The organism is Thiothrix unzii, from assembly GCF_017901175.1.
In the GTDB taxonomy this organism is placed as follows: Bacteria; Pseudomonadota; Gammaproteobacteria; order Thiotrichales; family Thiotrichaceae; genus Thiothrix; species Thiothrix unzii.
This window is the reverse complement of sequence record NZ_CP072793.1, coordinates 1,019,253-1,038,959: the sequence shown is the minus strand read 5'-3', so window position 1 is coordinate 1,038,959 and position 19,707 is coordinate 1,019,253. Positions and strand designations below refer to the sequence as shown.

Genomic DNA, 19,707 nt, shown 5'->3' with positions numbered 1-19,707 from the left:
AGGAGCAAACCATGAAACAGCGTCGTTTAGTATTTTTACTCTGTGCTTGCGCACTGCTGGCAGCTTGTGGTGAAAAACAAGCCACCGACAAACCCGCTCCCGTCACCAGCACTGCCAGCAAAGCCCCTTCACTTTGCACATTGATCAGTGCCGCCGATATTCAGGCCACTTTCGGTCAGACAGTAACTGCCACCACTAACACCCCGGAAATGTGTGACTACGAAAATGCACGATTCTCTGTACGGCTGATGTTGATCGACTACCACGATGTCGATGCCGCCAAGCAAGGTTTCAAAACGTTGTTTGCAGGCAAAAACAGCATTGCCAATTTGGGTGACGAAGCCAACAGCTTCCGGCGAGGGCGTGAAATCGACAAGGTTTCTATGCGCGAAGGTCAGCGGGTCTTGAGCATCAGCAAAATGGGGGGTGAATACCTTGAAGATGGCCTGCAAAAGCTCGAAACACTGCTCCGCCAAGCCCACAGCCAATTACCATGAGGAAACGAAAGATGAAACACCCTGGACTTGTTATCGCCCTGAACTTGTTCGCCTTATCGCCAGCCTTTGCACTGGATGCCGCCTGCGAACCCATTGTCAAAGCCAGTGAAACCAAAATAGCCCAACCCACATGGCATTCCGTGATAGAAGTTGACGGCATGAAACTGGAAGCCATGAAAGTCGATGGGCAATTTTTCATGGCAACAGATGGTAAATGGCAAAAAGCCCCAATGGACATGGACACCGCCGAGAAAATCACCATCGGCATGATGAAGGATGGCACCATCCAATTATCAAACTGCAAGGAAGACGAGGCAGAAAACGTTGATGGCGTGGAAATGACTGTATTGAGTTATCACAGCGACATGAAAGACATGGGTTCGGGTACAGCCAAGCTGTACATTGGCAAGGCAGATGGCTTGCCTTACAAATTCTTGTCTGACAGTGTGGGTGAGCAACACACGCAAACCGTCCGTTACCAAAACATTAGCATCCCAACCCTGTAACGCCCCAACCTAGGAGACTCATCATGAAAATCAACCTAAGCGCAACCACCCTACTCACCATCTGCTGCATGATAGCATTTCCCGCTTATGCCAATAACGCAGCGACTTGCGAGATTTACGCCAAAGATGCCGTTGGTGACAACAACCTTGCTACTCGCTTAGGTTGCGGCTTTGCGAACAGTAACGCCCGTTGGCAATCCAACTATAATAATCACTACGGCTGGTGCTTAAGCACGTCATCGGCTGCATTGGTTTCTGAATCAGCGGCGCGTGATGCCGATATGCGCCCTTGTCAGGTAAAAGCTACTCAATGCGAAACTTATGCGGAGCAAGCAGTGAGACAATTTAACCGTAACAAACAGCTAGGCTGTGGTTTCAGCCTTGCAACTCAACCCACAGGCCGTTGGATGGATAATCACCGTGGTCATTACGATTGGTGCATGAAAGCCAAGCCCGAATGGTTAACCAGCGAAGCTAAAGCCCGTACTGATGGCTTAACCCGTTGCATCAGTCAGTAAACACGCGCACGAGGAGTTGCCCCATGACCATCAAGACCATAACAGGCTTTGCAATTCACGCCACACTATTGGGAACGCTACTGGTAGTATCCAGTGCCAGTTATGCCAGCCCAGTCAACCTTCCGAGTTGGATCAATGGAGAGATGAACTGCAAAATTGATGGTCGCCCTGCCAAAATGCAGTGGCGAGTGGAAACTCGCTACGAAACCACATGCGACACTTTTGGGAGAAATTGTTCACAAGCAGCTTATGCAGTGAGCATAGGCAGCTTTAGCGATAATGGGGGGCCTTGGGTTCCCCTCGAAAGTCGCGGCACGGGCAATGGCGGCAATACCTTTTTTATCCGCTACCTAGGGGAACAACCCAACAACTGGGAGTTGAGTTTTATCCCCGCTAAAGAAATTGCTCAAGGTCATAGTGTTTGGCGTGCTGGCACTTATAACGTGCGTTATGACCTAGAATGCTGGAAAGGTGATAAACCGCTACATGAACGCTGTAACGATTATGCCTCCCACGCTGTTCAACAGTACCAAAATGCACAACGTCTGTTTTGTGCTATTCAACCGGATGCTCGCTGGCAAGACAATCACACCGCCCATCAAACTTGGTGTATGAAATCCAAGGGAAATCCGGCATGGCTTGATGCAGAAAATGCAGCCCGGAGTGATATTATCGCCCAATGCCGTAACAGCAATACACATAGGATAATACGTCACGAAGTGCCACGGTAAACGCCTACACCGGATACCCAGCCAGTCGGTTAATCGCCTGCGCCAGCTCAATATCTTTATCGGTCAAGCCATCCGCATCGTGGGTGGTGAGACTGATGGCAACGGTTTTATAAACGTTGCACCACTCCGGGTGGTGATTCATACGCTCAGCAACCAAAGCCACTTGCGTCATAAAGCCGAATGCTTCCACGAAGTCCACAAACGTTAACACCCGATGCAACTTGTTTTCGCGCAATACCCAACCCGGCAAAGCTTCCAACGCCGCAGCGAGTGCATCCTCAGTTAACTTTTCAAACATGCGATACTCCTAATAAAACAACTGCATGAGCGGCAATGCCTTCTTTGCGCCCTGCGAAACCGAGTTTTTCCGTGGTGGTGGCTTTGACGCTGATTTGATCAATAGCACATTCTAAATCTGCTGCAATGGATTCGCGCATCGCCACAATGTGCGGAGCCATTTTCGGAGCTTGCGCCACAATTGTGCTGTCGAGATTACCAATCACATAACCCCGTGCTTTCACCAAACCGTACACATGGCGCAATAAAATACGGCTGTCGATATTGGCATAGTCGGCAGCGGTATCGGGGAAATGTTGCCCAATATCACCCAACGCCAACGCCCCCAACAGCGCGTCACAAATCGCGTGCAGCAAGACATCACCGTCCGAATGCGCCTTAAAAGCGTGCGTGTGCGCAATTTTCACACCACCCAACACCACATGATCACCCGCCGTAAACGCATGAACATCGTAACCGTGACCGATACGCATCATGCCCGCTTACCCAGTATTTTTGCCGCCATAAACGCACCCGCGTACAAACACGTGCTAAACACCAACAGCGCGTAACCGTACACCCGCTCTTGCGGGTCAAGCACCACCCAAATACCCAACATAAAATACAGTAACGACACCAGCACCGCATACACATGGGTTTGCGCCACACCTGCGATAATGCCACGCACCAATAACGCTAGGGGCAATAACAACACGCCGATTTCCAACCATAGCGGCACGTGTTGCACGCTGGCTAACCAGAGGTTCCACACCACGATTAAACCCATCAATCCCAGCAAACCCACCAAGGTCAAATTACGCCACAGTGCGAGTCTATTCATAGTTTGTGCGCCAATTGTGCCAAGCGTTTACCCAGAGCAAAGCACAACCGCTTTTCTTCATCGGTCAACGGGCGTGCGCTATCACTGCCGGAAACGTGGGTCGGGCCATAAGGTGTGCCGCCGCTTTGGGTACTGATTAAATCGGCCTCGGCATAAGGCAGCCCTGTAATCAACATCCCGTGATGTAACAGCGGCAACATCATCGACAGCAAGGTGCTTTCCTGCCCACCGTGCAAACTGGAAGTAGAGGTAAACACACCCGCTGGTTTGCCCACTAACGAACCTGAGAGCCACAGGCTACTGGTCTTTTCCAGAAAATATTTCAACGGAGCTGCCATATTGCCAAACCGCCCCGGACTGCCCAACGCCAGCGCGTCGCACGCTTTCAGGTCATCCAAACTCACGTAAGGTGCGCCCTGCGCCGGAACACTGTCTGCCACAGCTTCACAGACTTCCGAAATTTCCGGGACAGTGCGCAATACCGCTTCGCAGCCCGCCACGCTTTCAACGCCACGTGCAACATGTTGCGCCATACCAACGGTTGCACCGTGACGGCTGTAATACAAAATCAAAACGTTTTTCATAGAATATCCAGCACTTTTTCAGGGGGACGACCAATCACAGCTTTGCCATTTGCCAACACGATCGGACGCTCAATCAAACGCGGGTTTGCCACCATTGCCGCAATCAATTGTTCGCGGCTCAAGGTTTCATCAGCAAGGTTTAACGCGGTGTATTCTTCTTCACCTTGGCGCATTAACTCACGCGGTTCTAATTTCAGCAATGCCAATAAATCCGTCAAAGCTGCTTCATCCGGTGGGGTTTCGAGGTATTTCACCACTTGCGGCACAATGCCTTCCTGCTCCAATAACGCCAATGCCTGACGCGATTTAGAACAACGGGGATTGTGGTAAAGCGTTACCGCATCACTCATGCATTGCACTCCTGAAGGTCAAGAAAAACTCAGCCAACGCCAGATCAGCGGGGCGGGTGATTTTGATATTGCGGGCATCGCCTTCGACCAGTAACGGTTGTAAACCTGCCCACTCCAAGGCCGAAGCTTCGTCGGTAATGGTTGCACCTTGCGCCAACGCCGTCGCTAAGGCAGTGCGTAATACGCCTAAACGTGCCATTTGTGGGGTAAGTGCGTGCCATAAACCGTCGCGGTCTTCGGTACGTGCCACCCGCAAACTGTGTGGCTGGGCACGTTTCATGGTATCACGCACCGGTACGGCTAACAGCGCACCGGCATCAACACATTGTTCACGCACCGCCAGCAGGCGTTCCAAATCCGCACGCTGCAAACACGGACGCGCCGCATCATGCACCAAAACCCACGCATCCGCTGTCACTTGCAAAGTATCAACCAAATAATCCAGCGCGTTTAATACCGAATCAGCACGTTCACGCCCGCCAGGAGCGGTATGAACAGCACCCTGCCCACTGAGCGAAGTCGCAGTGAGTTCCGCCCAATACGGGTCGCCATCGGTAATCGCCACCACCACTCCCGCTAGGCTGGGGTGTCCGGTAAAGCACGCCAAGGCATGTTCAATAACGCTGCGGCCTGCCAACGGTAAATACTGTTTGGGGCGATCAGCCTGCATTCGCGCCCCCACTCCAGCAGCCGGAATCACCACCCACACCACATCATTCAACATGCGGTTTTTCCGGGATTGGTGGCGGTAATGGCGAAGGTGATTGCGCGTCTGATTTCAGGATCACCTGATAAAAGGTTTCGCCACGTTTAACCATCCCCAATTCGCTGCGGGCGTGGCCTTCGATAGTACTGGTGTCTTTGGTCAAACCGACAATATCCGCTTGTAACTTGCGGTTAATTTCAGCTTGCTCATCATTTTCGGTATTTTGCTTGTCGATTTGCGCTTCCCATCGCCAAATATCGGGGTAACTGCCCGCGCCAACCCAAAGGCGCACAAACAGCCCGAAAAGCAACAAACTCAAAATCAACAAGAGTGTGCGTGTCATCGTCATAATAGGTATTTCAGCAAAAAATAGGGCGGAAACAAGTCCGCCCTAGAGGATAGCAAAAGTTGCTTGCCGTGTATCAGGCAAGTTGCTTGAAGGCTGATTTTCCGGCGTAAATGCCGTTGCTACCCAACTGTTCTGCAATACGCAGCAATTGGTTGTATTTCGCAATCCGGTCAGAGCGCGACAATGAACCGGTCTTGATCTGGCAAGCATTGGTTGCTACCGCCAAATCTGCAATGGTCGCGTCTTCGGTTTCGCCCGAACGGTGTGAAACCACAGCGGTGTAACCCGCTTTATGCGCCATACCAATCGCTTCCAGCGTTTCAGTTAAAGTGCCGATTTGGTTAACTTTGATCAGGATGGAATTCGCAATACCCTTGTCGATCCCTTCTTGCAGGATTTTGGTATTGGTTACAAACAAGTCATCGCCCACCAACTGCACCCGGTTGCCCAGTACTTTAGTCAAATGCGCCCAACCTGCCCAGTCACCTTCCGCCATCGCATCTTCGATAGTCAGAATCGGGTATTGGTTAACCCAATTTTCGAGGTAAGCCGTGAACTGTTCTGCACTGAAGCTCTTGCCTTCGGATTCCAGCACATACTTGCCGTCTTTGTAGAACTCAGAACTGGCAACGTCCAGACCCAACCAGATGTCTTGACCCACTTTGAAACCGGTCTTATCAATCGCTTCCAGAATGACTTCAATCGCTTGTTCGTTAGAAGACAAATCCGGGGCAAAACCACCTTCGTCACCCACTGCGGTGTTCAAACCACGCTTTTTCAGCACGGATTTGAGGCTGTGGAACACTTCCGCGCCGTAACGAATCGCTTCTGCCATGCTCGGTGCAGTCACTGGCAAAATCATGAATTCCTGCATATCCACACTGTTGTCAGCGTGTGCGCCACCGTTGATGATATTCATCATTGGCACCGGCAGTTTGTAGGAATCCGCTTTACCGAGGTATTGATACAACGGCAAGCCTTGTTCGTTAGCAGCCGCGTGTGCCGTAGCCATTGAAACTGCCAGCAGCGCATTTGCACCCAAACGGGCTTTATTGTCAGTGCCATCCAGTGCAATCATGGTGCGGTCAATACCACCTTGATCAGTAACATCCATGCCTGCAATGGCTTTAGCGATTTCGCCATTGACATTAGCAACGGCAGTTTGCACGCCTTTGCCCAAATAACGTGCACCGCCATCGCGCAATTCAATCGCTTCACGCGAACCAGTGGATGCACCGGATGGCACTGCTGCACGCCCCATTGCGCCGCTTGCCAAGATAACATCCGCTTCAACGGTCGGGTTGCCACGTGAATCTACGATTTCACGGGCTTTTACGGCTTTGATTTCAGACATGATTCAACTTCCCAATAAAACTATAAAGTATTCTCTAGCAATTTTTGTGCCTTGACCACGCGATCCAGCGCGACCAAAGTCTCCAACAATGCTTCCATCCGATCCATTGGCCACGAGTTTGGCCCATCGCTTAATGCATTCGCGGGATCAGGATGCGATTCCATAAACAAGCCTGCAATGCCTACAGCGACTGCGGCACGCGCCAACACCGGCACATGCTCACGTTGCCCACCGGAACAACTGCCCTGCCCGCCCGGTAATTGCACCGAATGGGTGGCATCAAACACCACCGGACACTGGGTATCGCGCATAATCGCTAAACTGCGCATATCAGACACTAAATTATTGTAACCAAAAGCATAACCGCGTTCGCACACCATGATTTGCTGGTTGCCGGTAGCACGGGCTTTTTCAACCACATTGCCCATATCCCACGGCGCGAGGAACTGCCCTTTTTTAATATTCACCGGCTTACCGGTACGCGCTACGTTCTGGATAAAATTGGTTTGACGGCACAAAAACGCAGGCGTTTGCAGCACATCCACCACGCTGGCGACTTCATCCAACGGGGTATCTTCATGCACATCGGTCAAAATCGGCACGCCAATATCGTTTTTCACTTTTTCCAGAATGCGCAATCCGGCTTCCAAACCAACGCCACGGGCACTGTTATGTGAGGAACGGTTAGCCTTGTCAAAAGACGATTTGTAAATGAACGGAATCCCCAAGCGGGTGGTGATTTCTTTCAGTTTACTCGCGGTTTCCAGTGCCAACTGTTCAGTTTCAATCGCACACGGCCCGCAAATCAGGAAAAACGGCTGCTCAAGACCAACCTCAAATCCACACAGTTTCATGCACGCTTACCTTTGTTTTCGTGGAAATCGCGTCCGGCACGCACGAACCCGCTAAACAACGGATGCCCTTGGCGTGGACGCGAGGTAAATTCAGGATGGAACTGGCACGCCAAGAACCAAGGATGATCTTTCAGCTCAACCATTTCCACCAAGTTACCGTCGATGGATGTGCCGGACAAAATCAAACCACTTTGGCTCAAAGCATCACGGTAATGGTTGTTAAATTCGTAACGGTGACGGTGACGCTCGACAATTTGCTCCGCACCATAGGTTGCCCGCGCTAAGGAACCGGCCTGCAATACGCAGGGTTGCCCGCCTAAACGCATGGTTCCGCCCAGATCTGAGTCTTGGGAACGGCGTTCAATCGTGCCGTCTTCCGCCTGCCATTCGGTAATCAAACCAATCACCGGGTTCGGGGTATCGTGTGCGAATTCCGTGCTGTGTGCGGCATCCAAACCTGCGCAATGGCGGGCAAACTCAATGACCGCAACCTGCATCCCTAAGCAAATGCCAAGGTAAGGCACTTTGTTTTCACGGGCGTATTGAACCGCACGAATCTTGCCTTCAACGCCGCGCTTACCGAAACCGCCGGGTACTAAAATCGCATCCACATCCGCCAAGATGTGCAACTCATCTTCTGCTTCGAGCTTTTCGGAGTCAATGTAACGGATTTTCACTTTGGTATGGGTTTGGATACCGGCGTGAGTCAGGGCTTCGTTCAACGATTTGTACGATTCGGTTAAATCGACGTACTTACCCACCATTGCCACGGTAATTTCCGCTTCGGGGAATTCCATCGCGCTGACTACGTTCTTCCAGTCGCTTAAATCAGCTTCCGGCAAATCGTGCAAACCAAACTTTTCCGCAACGATGCGGTCGAGTTTTTGCGCGTGCAGCCACAATGGGATTTTGTAAATATTGTCGACATCCAGCGCGGAAATGACCGCCCGTTCTTCCACATTGGTGAACAGGGAAATCTTGCGGCGTTCATTTTCCGGCAACGGGCGTTCACTGCGGCACAGCAAAATATCCGGCTGGATCCCGATAGAACGTAATTCCTTCACCGAGTGTTGGGTCGGTTTGGTTTTCAGCTCACCCGCAGCGGCAACATAAGGCAATAGCGTCAAGTGGACAAACAACGCATTGTTTTTGCCCTCTTCCACCGCCATTTGCCGGATGGCTTCCATGAATGGCATGGCTTCAATATCGCCGACTGTGCCGCCGACTTCCACCATTGCAATGTCCGCATCACCTGCACCAGCGCGTACCGACCGCTTGATTTCGTCGGTAATGTGCGGAATGACCTGCACCGTTGCACCCAAATATTCGCCACGGCGTTCTTTGCCGATGACGGTTTGGTAAATGCGTCCGGTCGTGAAGTTATTGAGTTTACTGGCTTTAAAACCAACGAAACGCTCGTAGTGTCCTAAATCGAGGTCGGTTTCCGCACCATCTTCAGTGACGAATACTTCGCCATGCTGGAAAGGGCTCATCGTACCGGGGTCAACGTTGATGTAAGGGTCAAGCTTCATCATCGTGACTTTAAGACCACGCGCTTCAAGAATTGCGCCTAACGACGCTGCGGCAATGCCTTTCCCCAAAGAGGAAACCACGCCGCCAGTGATAAAGATATATCGTGCCATAGCCGAAAATTACGCACCTGTGTGTGTCACATTATGCGGGCGGACTTTATCACAGAAAGTCGCCATCCGGTATCCCGCGATAGAATGATCATGGCATAACACCGTGGACAACTGACTGACAGTCACTTACAATCCTTATAAACAACTGACCAACAGTCATTTATATGCAAAACCGCGCCACCAATCCCGAAGATAAGGAATTACGCCGTGAGGCGATCCTTGATGCCGCTGTCAAACTCTGGCTTGCCCAACCCGAACGTATGGCAAATATGGCGGAGATTGCCACCGCTGCGGGGCTGGCTAAAGGCACGGTATATTTGTATTTCCGCAGTAAAGAAGAGCTGTTTCTGGCGATTCACGAACGTCATGTCAGCGAATTTTTCAATCGGGTCATTGCCCGCGCCCAACACCAAAACCCCATGTTAATGGACGACATGCTGGAGCTTAATCACCAGTTTTTGCTGGATACCCCTGCATTTTTACCGTTGGCGGCATTGTGCCACGGCATGATGGAACGGCACATTCCCTTGGAAGTGGGTTATGCGTTTGAAGCACGCACTTACCAACGCCTTGATTTGGCAGTCGCAGCGTTACAGCGGCATTTCCCCAATGTTACCCAAGCGTTAATGCTGCAAAGTTACGCGCTGATTTTAGGTTTATGGCAATTGCTGCGCCCTACCCCGCTGAAAGCCTTGATGAAAGAACGTGCTTTGTTGTGCGCTTGCACCGATGATTATTTATTCATGCTCGATACTGCCTTACAAGCCTTATGGCGTGGGGCATTGCTACCGGAGGCTTTATGACACCTGTTGGATTACGCTGGCTGGCTGGCGGTTTACTGTTGGCATTAACCGCCTGTCAGCAATCAGAAACCCCGTCCGCACCGATTCGCCCCGCACAAGTGTGGGAAGTCAATGATCAAAACACCACCTCCACCTTAAGTTATTCCGGCGAAATCAAAGCGCAAGTGGAAGCCGATTTAGCCTTTCGGGTAGCAGGTAAACTAACCCAACGCCACGTGGATATTGGTGAAAAAGTAACACAAGGTCAATTACTCGCCAGCCTTGACACCACCGACTTGCAATTGAATCGCCAAGCAGCACTTGCCAGCGTGCAAGCGGCGCGTTCCGAAGTCGATACTGCCAAAGGCGAGTGGGAACGCAACCGCGCCTTATTTGAAAAAAACTTTATCAGCAAGGCCGCGCTGGATACTTACAATAATCGCCTCAATGCCGCTAAAGCCAACCTTAGTGCGGCGCAAGTGCAATTGGATTTGGCACAAAATCAAGCCGGATACACCGAATTACACGCCGATCAAGCCGGGGTCATTACCGCCGCTATGGTAGAAACCGGGCAAGTCGTGGCAGCGGGTCAAGCAGTATTGCATCTGGCTTACGAAGGTGAGCGCGAAGTGCAGATTCGTCTGGGGGAAAACACCGCTAAAAACCTGAGCGTCGGCACATTGGTTTCGGTGAGTTTATGGGCGCAACCTGCGCAGGTATTTCAAGGTAAAGTGCGTGAAATTGCTCCGGCGGTGGATGCTACTCGCAGCTTTTTAGTCAAAATCAGCTTACTGAATCCACCGGAAAATGTAGCGTTAGGGGTGACGGCTGACGTGCGTTTACCGCAAACACACGCAGATAATGCACATTGGTTGCCCGCCTCGGCGTTATTCCAAGAAGCGAAGCAACCGGCAGTGTGGGTGGTAGACGCTAATCATCAGGTAAAAACCCAAGCTGTTGAGGTAATGGCTTACCAAGAAAATGGCATTACCGTTAGCGGCCTAAGCAAGGGTATGCAGGTAATTGCCGCTGGCGTACACCAATTAAGCACAGGGCAAACCATTAATCCCATCCCCTACGATGGCAAGGCCAGCCCATGAACAGCTTCAACTTATCCGCATGGGCATTGCGCCACCGTAACTTCGTGCTGTACCTGATGCTTCTCACCTTGGGTTTAGGGATTTTTGGTTACGTCAAACTGGGGCAATCCGAAGACCCGCCGTTTACCTTTAAAGTGATGCTGATTCAAGCCTATTGGCCGGGGGCAACCGCACAAGCATTGGAGTCGCAAGTCACCGAACGCATTGAAAAAGTGCTGATGGAAACCCAATACGTTGACATTGTGCGCAGTTTTTCACGCCCCGGCGAAGCCAATATTTTCGTGATTGCCAAAGACAATGCGCCGTCTGAAGCAATGGCGGGAATGTTTTACGATATTCGCAAACGGGTGACGGATATGGAGCACACCTTACCGCAAGGGGTGCAAGGGCCATTTTTTAACGACGAATTCGGCGAAACTTACGGCAATATTTTCGCACTGACCGGCGATGGTTTCGACTTTGCGCAATTGCGGGATGCGGCAGATAACATCCGTAAGGAATTGCTGCGCGTCACCGATGTGGCAAAAATATTAAGCATCGGCGAACAACACGAGCGCGTTTACATTGAGCTATCCAACAGCAAATTAGCCACGCTGGGTTTCAGTATTCAGCAAGTGATTGACAGCTTGCAGGGGCAAAACGCGATTGCCGCCGTGGGTGCGTATAACACCGCCAGCGACCGGATTTATGTACGCCCTGAAGGTGTGTTTAACAACCTTGATGATATTCGTGCGTTACCGATTAATGTCGGCGGACGCACCTTGCGCCTGAGCGAAGCGGCGCAGGTAAAACGCGGATTTGAAGACCCGGCGTATTCGACGTTCCGGTTTCAGGGGCAACCTGCTTTAGGTTTGGGCGTATCCATGCGTAAAGGTGGCGACATTATCGCGCTGGGTAAATCGCTGGACGAAGCCTTGGTGCGCATAGAAAGCCAACTCCCCGTCGGCATGAGTTTGCAGCGCGTTAATGATCAGCCGGTTGCGGTAAAACGTTCCATTGGCGAATTCCTGCAAGTGGTGTTGGAAGCGGTCATTATTGTGTTGGCGGTAAGCTTTATCAGCCTTGGGATGCGTGCCGGAACCGTGGTCGCGCTGTCGATTCCGCTGGTGTTGGCAGGTACATTTTTTGCGATGCACTTATTCGGGATCGGCTTGCACAAAATCTCCTTGGGGTCACTGATTCTGGCACTGGGTTTGCTGGTGGATGATGCGATTATCGCGGTCGAAATGATGGCGGTAAAAATGGAAGAAGGCTGGGATCGGGTAAAAGCCGCCAGCTTTGCTTACAGCACTACCGCGATTCCGATGCTTACCGGCACATTGGTGACGGCTGCGGGATTTTTACCGATTGCTACCGCGCAATCGTCGGTGGGGGAATTTACCCGCTCGATTTTTCAGGTGGTCACGATTGCGTTAGTGATTTCGTGGTTTGCAGCGGTGGTAGTGATTCCGTATTTGGGGTTTAAGTTGCTGAAAGTCACTCACACGCACGCCCCCAAACCTTCCCGCCTGCATCAGTGGGGTGAGACGTTTTTGCGGCATTTCCGGCAGTTGATCCAGCGATGCGTTAACTACCCGCTGACGGTAATTTTACTGACGGTATTAATGTTTGCCGGGTCGTTGTTTTTGTTTCAGTTTGTGCAAAAGCAATTCTTCCCCAATGCCACCCGTTTGGAATTGATTGTTGATTTGAAATTGCCGGAAGGCTCCTCATTAGCCGCCACCCAAACCGAAGTCACCCGCCTCGAAACTTACTTAAACACCCAACAAGCGCACATTGCCAATTTCGTAGCGTATGTGGGTAATGGTTCGCCGCGCTTTTATTTACCGCTGGATCAGCAATTACCCAACCCCAGTTTTGCGCAATTGGTGATTACTACCAACAGCATTGAAGATCGTGAAACCTTACGGGAAAAGTTAATCACTTTGTTGGATCAAAGCGGGCAATTCACCCATGCGCGTGGGCGGGTGATTCGTTTGGAAAATGGCCCGCCGGTAGGTTATCCGGTGCAGTTTCGGGTGTCGGGTGATGATTTGTGGCAATTGCGCGAATGGGGTGAAAAAGTCGCACAAATCATGCGAGCCAACCCGCATTTAGTCAATGTACATCTGGACTGGAACGAGCGCAGCAAAGCGATTCGCCTGCAAATCGACACCGCTAAAGCGATTAGCCTTGGTGTGACGCAAACCACGCTGGCGCAATTGCTGCAAAGCACCTTGCAAGGCACAGCAATTGGTGAGTTTCGTGAGCAAGATCAAACCATTCCGATTCTATTACGCGGGGCGGAAGAGGAGCGCAATGCACTGTCGCAACTAGCAGGGTTAAATGTCACCACTTCCAGCGGCAAAACCGTGCCGTTATCGCAATTGAGCAAGATTGAGTATGTGCAGGAAGACGGGGTGCTATGGCATCGCAACCGGGTAAGAACCATCACGGTACGCGGCGATATTTACGGCAAAATCCAAGCCCCAACCGTTACCGCCGAAGTAGAAGCACAGTTGCAAACCCTGCGCGAACAATTACCTTTGGGTTATCGCTTAGAAACCGGCGGCGCGGTGGAAGAAAGCGCGAAAGGTAATGAATCCATCGGTGCAGGTTTTCCGCTGTTTATTGTGGTGGTGCTGACGCTGTTGATGATTCAATTGCAGAGTTTTCAGCGTGTCATTATGGTGGTATTAACCGCGCCGTTTGGCCTGATTGGGGTTGTGCTGTTTTTATTGCTGTTTGATCGCCCGTTTGGGTTCGTCGCCATGCTGGGAACGATTGCCTTGTCGGGGATGATTATGCGCAATTCGGTCATTTTAGTGGATCAAATCGAGCGCAATTTGAGCGACGGTCAAACCTTCAATGACGCAGTAGTGGAAGCGGCGGTGCGGCGGTTTCGTCCGATTATGCTCACCGCGTTGGCAGCAATTTTAGCGATGATTCCCTTGTCAAAAAGCGTATTTTTCGGGCCAATGGCGGTAGCGATTATGGGCGGTTTGCTGGTGGCAACGGTGTTGACCTTGTTATTTTTACCGGCACTTTATACGGTGTGGTTTCGCAAGGCGCACATTAACAATCTGTCACTTCCAAAATCCGTGCAGTAGTTTATGCTGCTAGGCTATGAACATACTAATCGTTGAAGATGACCGCCAAACTGCCAGTTTTATCCAAAAAGGCTTAGTGGAAGCGGGTTATGTCGTGGATCACGCGGCTAATGGCGAGGACGGTTTGCACCTCGCGCTCACCGGGAATTACGACGCGCTGATCGTGGATCGGATGTTACCGAAACGCGATGGTTTGTCATTGATTCAGCATTTGCGCTCAACCGGAATGCAAACCCCGGTGCTGATTTTAAGTGCGCTGGGCGAAGTGGATAATCGTGTCGACGGTTTACGTGCGGGCGGCGATGATTATTTGGTAAAACCCTATGCCTTCAGCGAATTACTGGCGCGGTTACAAGCCTTATTGCGACGGGTGCAACCACAGCAAGAGCAAACCCTGCTGAAAGTCCGTGACTTGGAAATGGACTTGCTGAAACGCCGCGTTACCCGCGCTGGCACGGTGATTAGCTTGCAACCACGTGAATTCAATTTACTCGAATATTTCATGCGCCACGCGGGACAAGTCGTGACCCGCACCATGTTGCTGGAAAAAGTCTGGGACTACCATTTCGACCCGCAAACCAATGTGATTGATGTTCACGTCAGCCGCTTGCGCAGTAAAGTGGATAAGGATTTTGACGTGCCGCTGTTGCACACGATTCGTGGTGCGGGCTATTTATTGCACGACCCCAGCGTGTAAACCGGTATGATTCAAAAACTGTTTCGCACCACCATTTTTCGCATGTCACTGGTTTACGCGCTGCTGTTTAGCGCGGTTTCTGCGGGTGCGTTGGGGGTTATTTATTGGATGGCGGAATCACAAATCCGTGAGCAAACCGATACCCGTTTACAGCTTGAAACCAATGCGTTATTGCGCAGTTACCGCATCGCTGCTGTCGAGGGTTTAATCCAGATTATTCATGTCAAAAACGGTGATGATGATTCGCGCTATCTGGTTTCCAAACTGGTGCATCGCCAGCAGCAGGATTTAACCCGCGATATTGAATTTGACCGCCTGAATAACGATTACACCCAAGCGTTTGCGACTTTGCCGCTGGGGACGATTACCGGCAATTTGCAGCAAAAGCAGCCTACCCGTTTGCTATTAACCTTGCTGCCCGGTGGCTATCAATTGCTGGTGGCGATTGATCTCCGGGAACAACACGCTTTACTCAATCGCTTATTAATCACGGTATTAAGTGCCAGTGGTTTGATTTTCGCGCTGGCGATTATCGGTGGTAGTTTCATGGGGCATAACGTGTTGCACCGCATGAATGCGATTGGTAAAACCGCCAATGAAATCGTCAGCGGCAACCTTGCACAGCGCATTCCCGTTACCCGCCGTGAAGATGAATTTGACCGCCTCAGCCACGTATTAAACGCCATGCTGGAGCGTATTCAACACCTGATGCAAGGAATGCGTGAAGTCACTGATAATCTAGCACACGATTTACGCAACCCGTTAAACCGCATTCGCAACCGGCTCGAAGCCAGCCAGTATGAGCCTGAAACCAACACCAATTACCCGTTGCTGATTCAGGACACGATTCAGGAGGTCGATGAATTAATCCGTACTTTCAACGCGCTATTGAGCATTGCACAAATCGAATCAGGGGTGCAGCGCGACGATTGGTCTAGTGTTGATCTTTCCGAACTCACGGCGGAATTGGCTGACCTTTACAGCGCGGTTGCCGAAGAACAAAACCTGACACTCCAGCACACCGCCAGCGCGGGCTTAACAACGCATGGCAACCGTCAATTACTGGCGCAAGCCATCACCAATTTGCTCGACAATGCGGTGAAATACACCCCCGCTGCTGGCACGATTAGCTTGAGTGCGCAACGGGTCGGCGACAACATCGAAGTGTGCGTCGCCGACAATGGCCCCGGCATCCCCGCTGATCAGCACGACGCGGTATTGCAACGTTTCACCCGACTCGATAATGCCCGCAGCACACCGGGCAATGGTTTGGGGTTAAGCCTTGTGAAAGCAGTCGCCGATTTACACGGAGCGCAAATGCACTTGGCGGATAATCACCCCGGTTTACGGGCGGGGTTGCGGTTTAAGCGGGTGGGGTGAGTTTTCAGCACTACTGATCAAACGTATAACTGCTCAATAACATCACGGCTAAATCCTGTGCCGGAGTAAAGTTGGTTTTTTCCAGCACAAACGTCTTAGCATCGCGCTTTTTCCAGCCCGTGCCGCACACACTGAGCTTTTCATTCGGGTTATTCTTTTGCACTGTGAGGCGGAATTTACCGATAGAGCCTTTCCAGTTCGCGCCAGTGGTGAGGATGTAATCAATGTATCGAGGAGAAACAATTTTACCTTTGTCCGGGACGTTGTTTTTGTCGATCCAGCGCACTAAATCCGGCTCGATGCAGTAACGTTTGATTTTATTGGCGCGTTCTTCCTCTTGGAACCACAACATCGCCTCTCCGCCTATCGCGGGCTTGTATTCATGGGTGACTTTCAGGGTTTGATTCGCGGGGAAGGTTTGCATCCAGTGATGGGTAATTTTTACATTGCCCTCTTTTTTCTTCACTTCCGTCTCAAACTTTTTGGTCTTGCCTTCCACTTTCACAGAAAAACCCATCGGATTAGTGGAATGCGTGTCTAGCCCCAAATCCATATCAGGGTTTTCAGGAAACTCTGGCACGGGGAGCGCCACCCGTGTTTCCACCGCTTTATCACTGGTGTTGCGGAACACGTAAGACACGCGGATTTTATCGGTACTGACAAATAAATCCTCTTGCTCCATCGCAATCACATCGGTTTTGCCAATCACGATACCGCCAGCACCTAATGATGCAACGGAATCATTAGCGGCAACATTACCGACCACGAACAGGCTCAGGGCGAACCCCATACTCCATCGACTTAACACGTTCATACGATTTCCCTCACGGTTTTTATTAAAGCTAACTGAATCATAGCACGCTAACACTTACCTATTGTCGGACAAGGCTTGCACTTTGTCGGTTCCCTGCCAGAATACAACCAGATTATAAAAATAAATGATCGTGAATAGGGTGTCATAATAAAACTGCGAGAGAGTCCTATGTCTATTGCCAAACCTGCTCGTTTGAGCGCACTCACACTGGCTATTATTGCGGCGGTTACGATGCAAACAGCGACAGCTAATATGCCGACTAACCCCAATGCAAAACCTGTTACCGCTGCGGCACGCTCTGCGGATACTGATCAGTTAATCATCCGATTCCGTGACAATGCTAACGCCACCGACGTGGATAAAGTGTTAAAACGGATGCGTAGCGAACAACGCGAGACCTTCGCTTACACCAAAACTACCGCCAATAAAGCGGATGTGTTTCGCTTTAACAAACGCAAAAACAAAGCCGACTGGGACAAGCTTTCAGGCTGGCTAAAACAAATGCCAGAGGTTGAATACGTCGAGCCGGATTACGTGTTAACCACAATGGCGGAGGCGACCCCTGCCCTGCCAAATGACGCTTATTTGAGCTATCAATGGCCGTTGCTGGACGCACTGAGTGGCATTCGTGCAGATCAGGCATGGGGTTACACCACTGGCGCGGGCAGCGTGGTAGCGGTCATTGATACCGGAGTATTACCGCATCAAGATTTATTGCCGAATTTGTTACCGGGGTACGACATGATTGGCGATACGTTCGTGGCAAACGATGGCGATGGGCGCGATGCCGACGCAACCGACCCCGGCGATTACGTGTTAGCCAACGAATGTGGCAATACCAGCAATATCAACAGCAGTTGGCACGGTACGCACGTTACCGGCACGATTGCGGCGGCGGGCAATAACGCCGAAGGCATTGCAGGCGTGGCTTATAATGCCAAAGCTTTACCCGTCAGAGCCTTGGGTAAATGCGGTGGCTACACCTCGGACATTGCCGCTGCGGTCATTTGGGCAGCGGGTGGCAGTGTTTCCGGTGCGCCTTTAAACCCAAATCCGGCGCGGGTCATCAACCTCAGTTTAGGCGGTGCATCCAGTTGCGGAACCACGATGCAAAATGCGATTAATACCGCACGCAGCAAAAATGCGGTGGTTGTAGTAGCCGCTGGTAACAGCAATACCGATGCCAGCCAATCCTCACCCGCCAACTGTAGCGGCGTAATTACCGTTGCTGCCACCGGCAAAGACGGCGGTAAAGCCTATTATTCCAACTACGGCAATGTGGTGGATTTAGCCGCGCCCGGTGGTTCAATGAATACCGGCACTGCCAATGGCATTTTGTCAACGCTCAACACCGGCACGCAACTAGCCGCCGCCGACACTTACAGCTATTACCAAGGAACCAGCATGGCAACGCCGCACGTCGCGGGTGTTGCCGCCTTGATGTTGGCTGCCAATCCGGCACTAACCCCGGATCAAGTCGAAAGCGCACTCAAAGCCAGCGCACGCAGTTTCCCGCAAACCTGCAACGGTTGCGGCGCGGGTTTACTGGATGCAAATGCAGCAGTCCAAGCTGCCTTAGGCACACAACAACCGCCACCGCCTCCAGCACCTACCGACCCTTACGCAGTATTAAAAGACACGTTGGTGAAACAACGCGACCTGTGGAGAGCGCAAAACATCGTCAATTACAGCTACGTATTGGAACAAAAAACCGGCACATCCACCGCGTTACGCTGGAAACTCACCGTGAAAGCTGGCGTGGTGGTGGCAGGGATTAACCTTGCGAATAACCGCACGTTGTCATCACGCGATTTAAAAGCACAGGGTAAAACTATCGAGCAGGTGTTTAGTAGCATTGAAGCCGCAATTACCAATAAATACGCGGTCATTAATGCGAGTTACGAAGCGAGTTTGGGGTATCCGACCAGTGCGTTTTTGGACAAAAGCACGTCGACTAATCGCGATGACGTGAGCTTGAAAGCATCAGGAGTTACAAAACTGTAAGCTCTAAGAAACCCCACCTAACCTCCCCTTATCAGGGGAGGGACAAAGAGAGGGGCAAACACTCTACGTAGTGGCTTGATTCATGTTAGCATCTGTCCAAATAGAAGGAGATTTCCTGATGGAATGGTCAGAAGTTATTGATAACCCTTTGCTGCAAAATCTGCCGTTCAAGATAGAGCTGAACAAGTTTGGCAAACTGTTGATGAGTCCTGCCTCCAATAGCCACGGCAGATTTCAGGGGAGGATTGCGGGTGCGTTGTGGCAACGCCAACCAGAAGGCGAAGTCATCACCGAATGCTCGATTCAAACCTCAGAAGGTGTAAAAGTGGCGGATGTGGCTTGGGCTTCGGCTGCGTTTATCGCCGAATTTGGTTACGCCACGCCTTACCTCAAAGCACCCGAACTGTGTGTTGAAATCGTGTCGCCGTCCAATTCCAAGCAGGAAATCGCTGAAAAAGTGGAACTTTATCTGGCGAAAGGTGCACAAGAAGTCTGGGTGGTGTACGAAGACAAACGCATGGAAACGTTCAGCCATACGGGGCAGATTGAACAAAGCAAATTCGCGCCTGACATCAAATCCAAAATTTTCCGTTAAAAAGCCCCCCTCTCCGACCCTTCCCTTATCAGGGAAG

22 protein-coding genes are annotated in these 19,707 nt (G+C 51.2%); 11 read left to right on the top strand and 11 right to left on the bottom strand.

The annotated features are described in order from the left end of the window. Window positions 1–11 precede the first annotated feature (11 nt). Genes J9260_RS05370 through J9260_RS05355 form a run of 4 tightly spaced genes read left to right on the top strand, consistent with a single transcriptional unit; the run spans window position 12 to window position 2,252 of the window. The gene (locus J9260_RS05370; protein WP_210220007.1) at window positions 12–497 is read left to right on the top strand and encodes a hypothetical protein; all 486 of its coding nucleotides are present in this window, start codon (window positions 12–14) and stop codon (window positions 495–497) included. Window positions 498–508: 11 nt separating this feature from the next. After that, a complete protein-coding gene (locus J9260_RS05365; RefSeq protein WP_210220006.1) occupies window positions 509–1,003 on the top strand; it encodes a hypothetical protein in 495 nt (164 codons plus the stop codon). A gap of 23 nt (window positions 1,004–1,026) precedes the next feature. Further along, window positions 1,027–1,521, top strand: a complete 495-nt coding sequence (locus tag J9260_RS05360; protein ID WP_210220005.1) for a hypothetical protein — start codon at window positions 1,027–1,029, stop codon at window positions 1,519–1,521. 23 nt (window positions 1,522–1,544) lie between these two features. Then, complete coding sequence (locus J9260_RS05355; RefSeq protein ID WP_210220004.1) at window positions 1,545–2,252, top strand: DUF6006 family protein; 708 nt, start codon at window positions 1,545–1,547, stop codon at window positions 2,250–2,252. Window positions 2,253–2,256: 4 nt separating this feature from the next. On the opposite strand, the gene J9260_RS05350 is transcribed toward J9260_RS05355, so the two are convergent. The 10 genes from J9260_RS05350 to pyrG form a co-directional block, all read right to left on the bottom strand. Further along, window positions 2,257–2,550, bottom strand: coding sequence for a 4a-hydroxytetrahydrobiopterin dehydratase (locus J9260_RS05350; RefSeq protein ID WP_210220003.1), 294 nt, complete (start codon window positions 2,548–2,550; stop codon window positions 2,257–2,259). Then, window positions 2,543–3,022 (bottom strand): 2-C-methyl-D-erythritol 2,4-cyclodiphosphate synthase, encoded by a 480-nt coding sequence (ispF, locus tag J9260_RS05345; protein ID WP_210220721.1) that lies wholly within the window; start codon window positions 3,020–3,022, stop codon window positions 2,543–2,545. The genes J9260_RS05350 and ispF overlap by 8 nt, the downstream gene beginning before the upstream one ends. Beyond that, entirely contained in the window at window positions 3,022–3,369 is a 348-nt protein-coding gene (locus J9260_RS05340; protein WP_210220002.1) for a DUF2069 domain-containing protein, read from the bottom strand. Before J9260_RS05340 ends, ispF begins: the two co-directional genes overlap by 1 nt. Next, window positions 3,366–3,953: an NAD(P)H:quinone oxidoreductase gene (gene wrbA, locus J9260_RS05335; RefSeq protein WP_210220001.1), complete on the bottom strand. Its 588-nt coding sequence runs from the start codon at window positions 3,951–3,953 to the stop codon at window positions 3,366–3,368. Before wrbA ends, J9260_RS05340 begins: the two co-directional genes overlap by 4 nt. Continuing rightward, window positions 3,950–4,303 (bottom strand): arsenate reductase (glutaredoxin), encoded by a 354-nt coding sequence (gene arsC, locus J9260_RS05330; RefSeq protein WP_210220000.1) that lies wholly within the window; start codon window positions 4,301–4,303, stop codon window positions 3,950–3,952. The genes wrbA and arsC overlap by 4 nt, the downstream gene beginning before the upstream one ends. Further along, window positions 4,296–5,027, bottom strand: a complete 732-nt coding sequence (ispD, locus tag J9260_RS05325) for a 2-C-methyl-D-erythritol 4-phosphate cytidylyltransferase (RefSeq protein ID WP_210219999.1) — start codon at window positions 5,025–5,027, stop codon at window positions 4,296–4,298. The genes arsC and ispD overlap by 8 nt, the downstream gene beginning before the upstream one ends. Beyond that, window positions 5,017–5,352 (bottom strand): FtsB family cell division protein, encoded by a 336-nt coding sequence (locus J9260_RS05320; protein ID WP_246499644.1) that lies wholly within the window; start codon window positions 5,350–5,352, stop codon window positions 5,017–5,019. The genes ispD and J9260_RS05320 overlap by 11 nt, the downstream gene beginning before the upstream one ends. Before the next feature lie 79 nt (window positions 5,353–5,431). Further along, window positions 5,432–6,712 carry a phosphopyruvate hydratase gene (gene eno, locus J9260_RS05315; RefSeq protein ID WP_210219997.1) on the bottom strand — a complete coding sequence of 427 codons (1,281 nt, stop codon included), beginning with the start codon at window positions 6,710–6,712 and terminating at the stop codon, window positions 5,432–5,434. Window positions 6,713–6,732: 20 nt separating this feature from the next. Then, window positions 6,733–7,566, bottom strand: coding sequence for a 3-deoxy-8-phosphooctulonate synthase (gene kdsA, locus J9260_RS05310; RefSeq protein ID WP_210219996.1), 834 nt, complete (start codon window positions 7,564–7,566; stop codon window positions 6,733–6,735). Then, window positions 7,563–9,209, bottom strand: a complete 1,647-nt coding sequence (gene pyrG / locus J9260_RS05305; RefSeq protein ID WP_210219995.1) for a CTP synthase — start codon at window positions 9,207–9,209, stop codon at window positions 7,563–7,565. The genes kdsA and pyrG overlap by 4 nt, the downstream gene beginning before the upstream one ends. A gap of 164 nt (window positions 9,210–9,373) precedes the next feature. Here pyrG and J9260_RS05300 point away from each other — a divergent pair, with 164 nt between their 5' ends. The 5 genes from J9260_RS05300 to J9260_RS05280 are packed head-to-tail and all read left to right on the top strand — an operon-like array spanning window position 9,374 to window position 16,257. Beyond that, the gene (locus J9260_RS05300; protein WP_210219994.1) at window positions 9,374–10,012 is read left to right on the top strand and encodes a TetR/AcrR family transcriptional regulator; all 639 of its coding nucleotides are present in this window, start codon (window positions 9,374–9,376) and stop codon (window positions 10,010–10,012) included. After that, window positions 10,009–11,091, top strand: coding sequence for an efflux RND transporter periplasmic adaptor subunit (locus J9260_RS05295; RefSeq protein WP_210219993.1), 1,083 nt, complete (start codon window positions 10,009–10,011; stop codon window positions 11,089–11,091). The genes J9260_RS05300 and J9260_RS05295 overlap by 4 nt, the downstream gene beginning before the upstream one ends. Beyond that, the gene (locus tag J9260_RS05290) at window positions 11,088–14,180 is read left to right on the top strand and encodes an efflux RND transporter permease subunit (protein ID WP_210219992.1); all 3,093 of its coding nucleotides are present in this window, start codon (window positions 11,088–11,090) and stop codon (window positions 14,178–14,180) included. Before J9260_RS05295 ends, J9260_RS05290 begins: the two co-directional genes overlap by 4 nt. Window positions 14,181–14,196: 16 nt before the next feature. Beyond that, window positions 14,197–14,877 (top strand): winged helix-turn-helix domain-containing protein, encoded by a 681-nt coding sequence (locus tag J9260_RS05285; protein ID WP_210219991.1) that lies wholly within the window; start codon window positions 14,197–14,199, stop codon window positions 14,875–14,877. 6 nt (window positions 14,878–14,883) lie between these two features. Then, window positions 14,884–16,257 (top strand): sensor histidine kinase, encoded by a 1,374-nt coding sequence (locus J9260_RS05280; RefSeq protein WP_210219990.1) that lies wholly within the window; start codon window positions 14,884–14,886, stop codon window positions 16,255–16,257. 10 nt (window positions 16,258–16,267) lie between these two features. On the opposite strand, the gene J9260_RS05275 is transcribed toward J9260_RS05280, so the two are convergent. After that, window positions 16,268–17,071, bottom strand: coding sequence for a DUF4424 family protein (locus J9260_RS05275; RefSeq protein WP_210219989.1), 804 nt, complete (start codon window positions 17,069–17,071; stop codon window positions 16,268–16,270). A 168-nt stretch (window positions 17,072–17,239) separates the two neighbouring features. Between J9260_RS05275 and J9260_RS05270 the strand changes: the two genes are divergently transcribed. Both J9260_RS05270 and J9260_RS05265 read left to right on the top strand, forming a co-directional pair. Continuing rightward, on the top strand, window positions 17,240–19,075 hold the full coding sequence (locus J9260_RS05270) for a S8 family serine peptidase (protein ID WP_210219988.1): 1,836 nt from the start codon (window positions 17,240–17,242) through the stop codon (window positions 19,073–19,075). Between the two features lie 118 nt (window positions 19,076–19,193). Further along, the gene (locus J9260_RS05265; protein WP_210219987.1) at window positions 19,194–19,670 is read left to right on the top strand and encodes a Uma2 family endonuclease; all 477 of its coding nucleotides are present in this window, start codon (window positions 19,194–19,196) and stop codon (window positions 19,668–19,670) included. Window positions 19,671–19,707 lie beyond the last annotated feature (37 nt).

Coding starts and splice junctions, on each gene's coding strand:
- J9260_RS05320 (WP_246499644.1), bottom strand. CDS start 5,352: ATGACACGCACACTCTTGTTGATTTTGAGTTTGTTGCTTTTCGGGCTG.
- pyrG (WP_210219995.1), bottom strand. CDS start 9,209: ATGGCACGATATATCTTTATCACTGGCGGCGTGGTTTCCTCTTTGGGG.
- J9260_RS05350 (WP_210220003.1), bottom strand. CDS start 2,550: ATGTTTGAAAAGTTAACTGAGGATGCACTCGCTGCGGCGTTGGAAGCT.
- ispD (WP_210219999.1), bottom strand. CDS start 5,027: ATGTTGAATGATGTGGTGTGGGTGGTGATTCCGGCTGCTGGAGTGGGG.
- J9260_RS05265 (WP_210219987.1), top strand. CDS start 19,194: ATGGAATGGTCAGAAGTTATTGATAACCCTTTGCTGCAAAATCTGCCG.
- J9260_RS05270 (WP_210219988.1), top strand. CDS start 17,240: ATGTCTATTGCCAAACCTGCTCGTTTGAGCGCACTCACACTGGCTATT.
- J9260_RS05365 (WP_210220006.1), top strand. CDS start 509: ATGAAACACCCTGGACTTGTTATCGCCCTGAACTTGTTCGCCTTATCG.
- J9260_RS05275 (WP_210219989.1), bottom strand. CDS start 17,071: ATGAACGTGTTAAGTCGATGGAGTATGGGGTTCGCCCTGAGCCTGTTC.
- kdsA (WP_210219996.1), bottom strand. CDS start 7,566: ATGAAACTGTGTGGATTTGAGGTTGGTCTTGAGCAGCCGTTTTTCCTG.
- J9260_RS05355 (WP_210220004.1), top strand. CDS start 1,545: ATGACCATCAAGACCATAACAGGCTTTGCAATTCACGCCACACTATTG.
- J9260_RS05370 (WP_210220007.1), top strand. CDS start 12: ATGAAACAGCGTCGTTTAGTATTTTTACTCTGTGCTTGCGCACTGCTG.
- eno (WP_210219997.1), bottom strand. CDS start 6,712: ATGTCTGAAATCAAAGCCGTAAAAGCCCGTGAAATCGTAGATTCACGT.
- J9260_RS05280 (WP_210219990.1), top strand. CDS start 14,884: ATGATTCAAAAACTGTTTCGCACCACCATTTTTCGCATGTCACTGGTT.
- J9260_RS05290 (WP_210219992.1), top strand. CDS start 11,088: ATGAACAGCTTCAACTTATCCGCATGGGCATTGCGCCACCGTAACTTC.
- J9260_RS05340 (WP_210220002.1), bottom strand. CDS start 3,369: ATGAATAGACTCGCACTGTGGCGTAATTTGACCTTGGTGGGTTTGCTG.
- wrbA (WP_210220001.1), bottom strand. CDS start 3,953: ATGAAAAACGTTTTGATTTTGTATTACAGCCGTCACGGTGCAACCGTT.
- J9260_RS05300 (WP_210219994.1), top strand. CDS start 9,374: ATGCAAAACCGCGCCACCAATCCCGAAGATAAGGAATTACGCCGTGAG.
- ispF (WP_210220721.1), bottom strand. CDS start 3,022: ATGCGTATCGGTCACGGTTACGATGTTCATGCGTTTACGGCGGGTGAT.
- arsC (WP_210220000.1), bottom strand. CDS start 4,303: ATGAGTGATGCGGTAACGCTTTACCACAATCCCCGTTGTTCTAAATCG.
- J9260_RS05285 (WP_210219991.1), top strand. CDS start 14,197: ATGAACATACTAATCGTTGAAGATGACCGCCAAACTGCCAGTTTTATC.
- J9260_RS05295 (WP_210219993.1), top strand. CDS start 10,009: ATGACACCTGTTGGATTACGCTGGCTGGCTGGCGGTTTACTGTTGGCA.
- J9260_RS05360 (WP_210220005.1), top strand. CDS start 1,027: ATGAAAATCAACCTAAGCGCAACCACCCTACTCACCATCTGCTGCATG.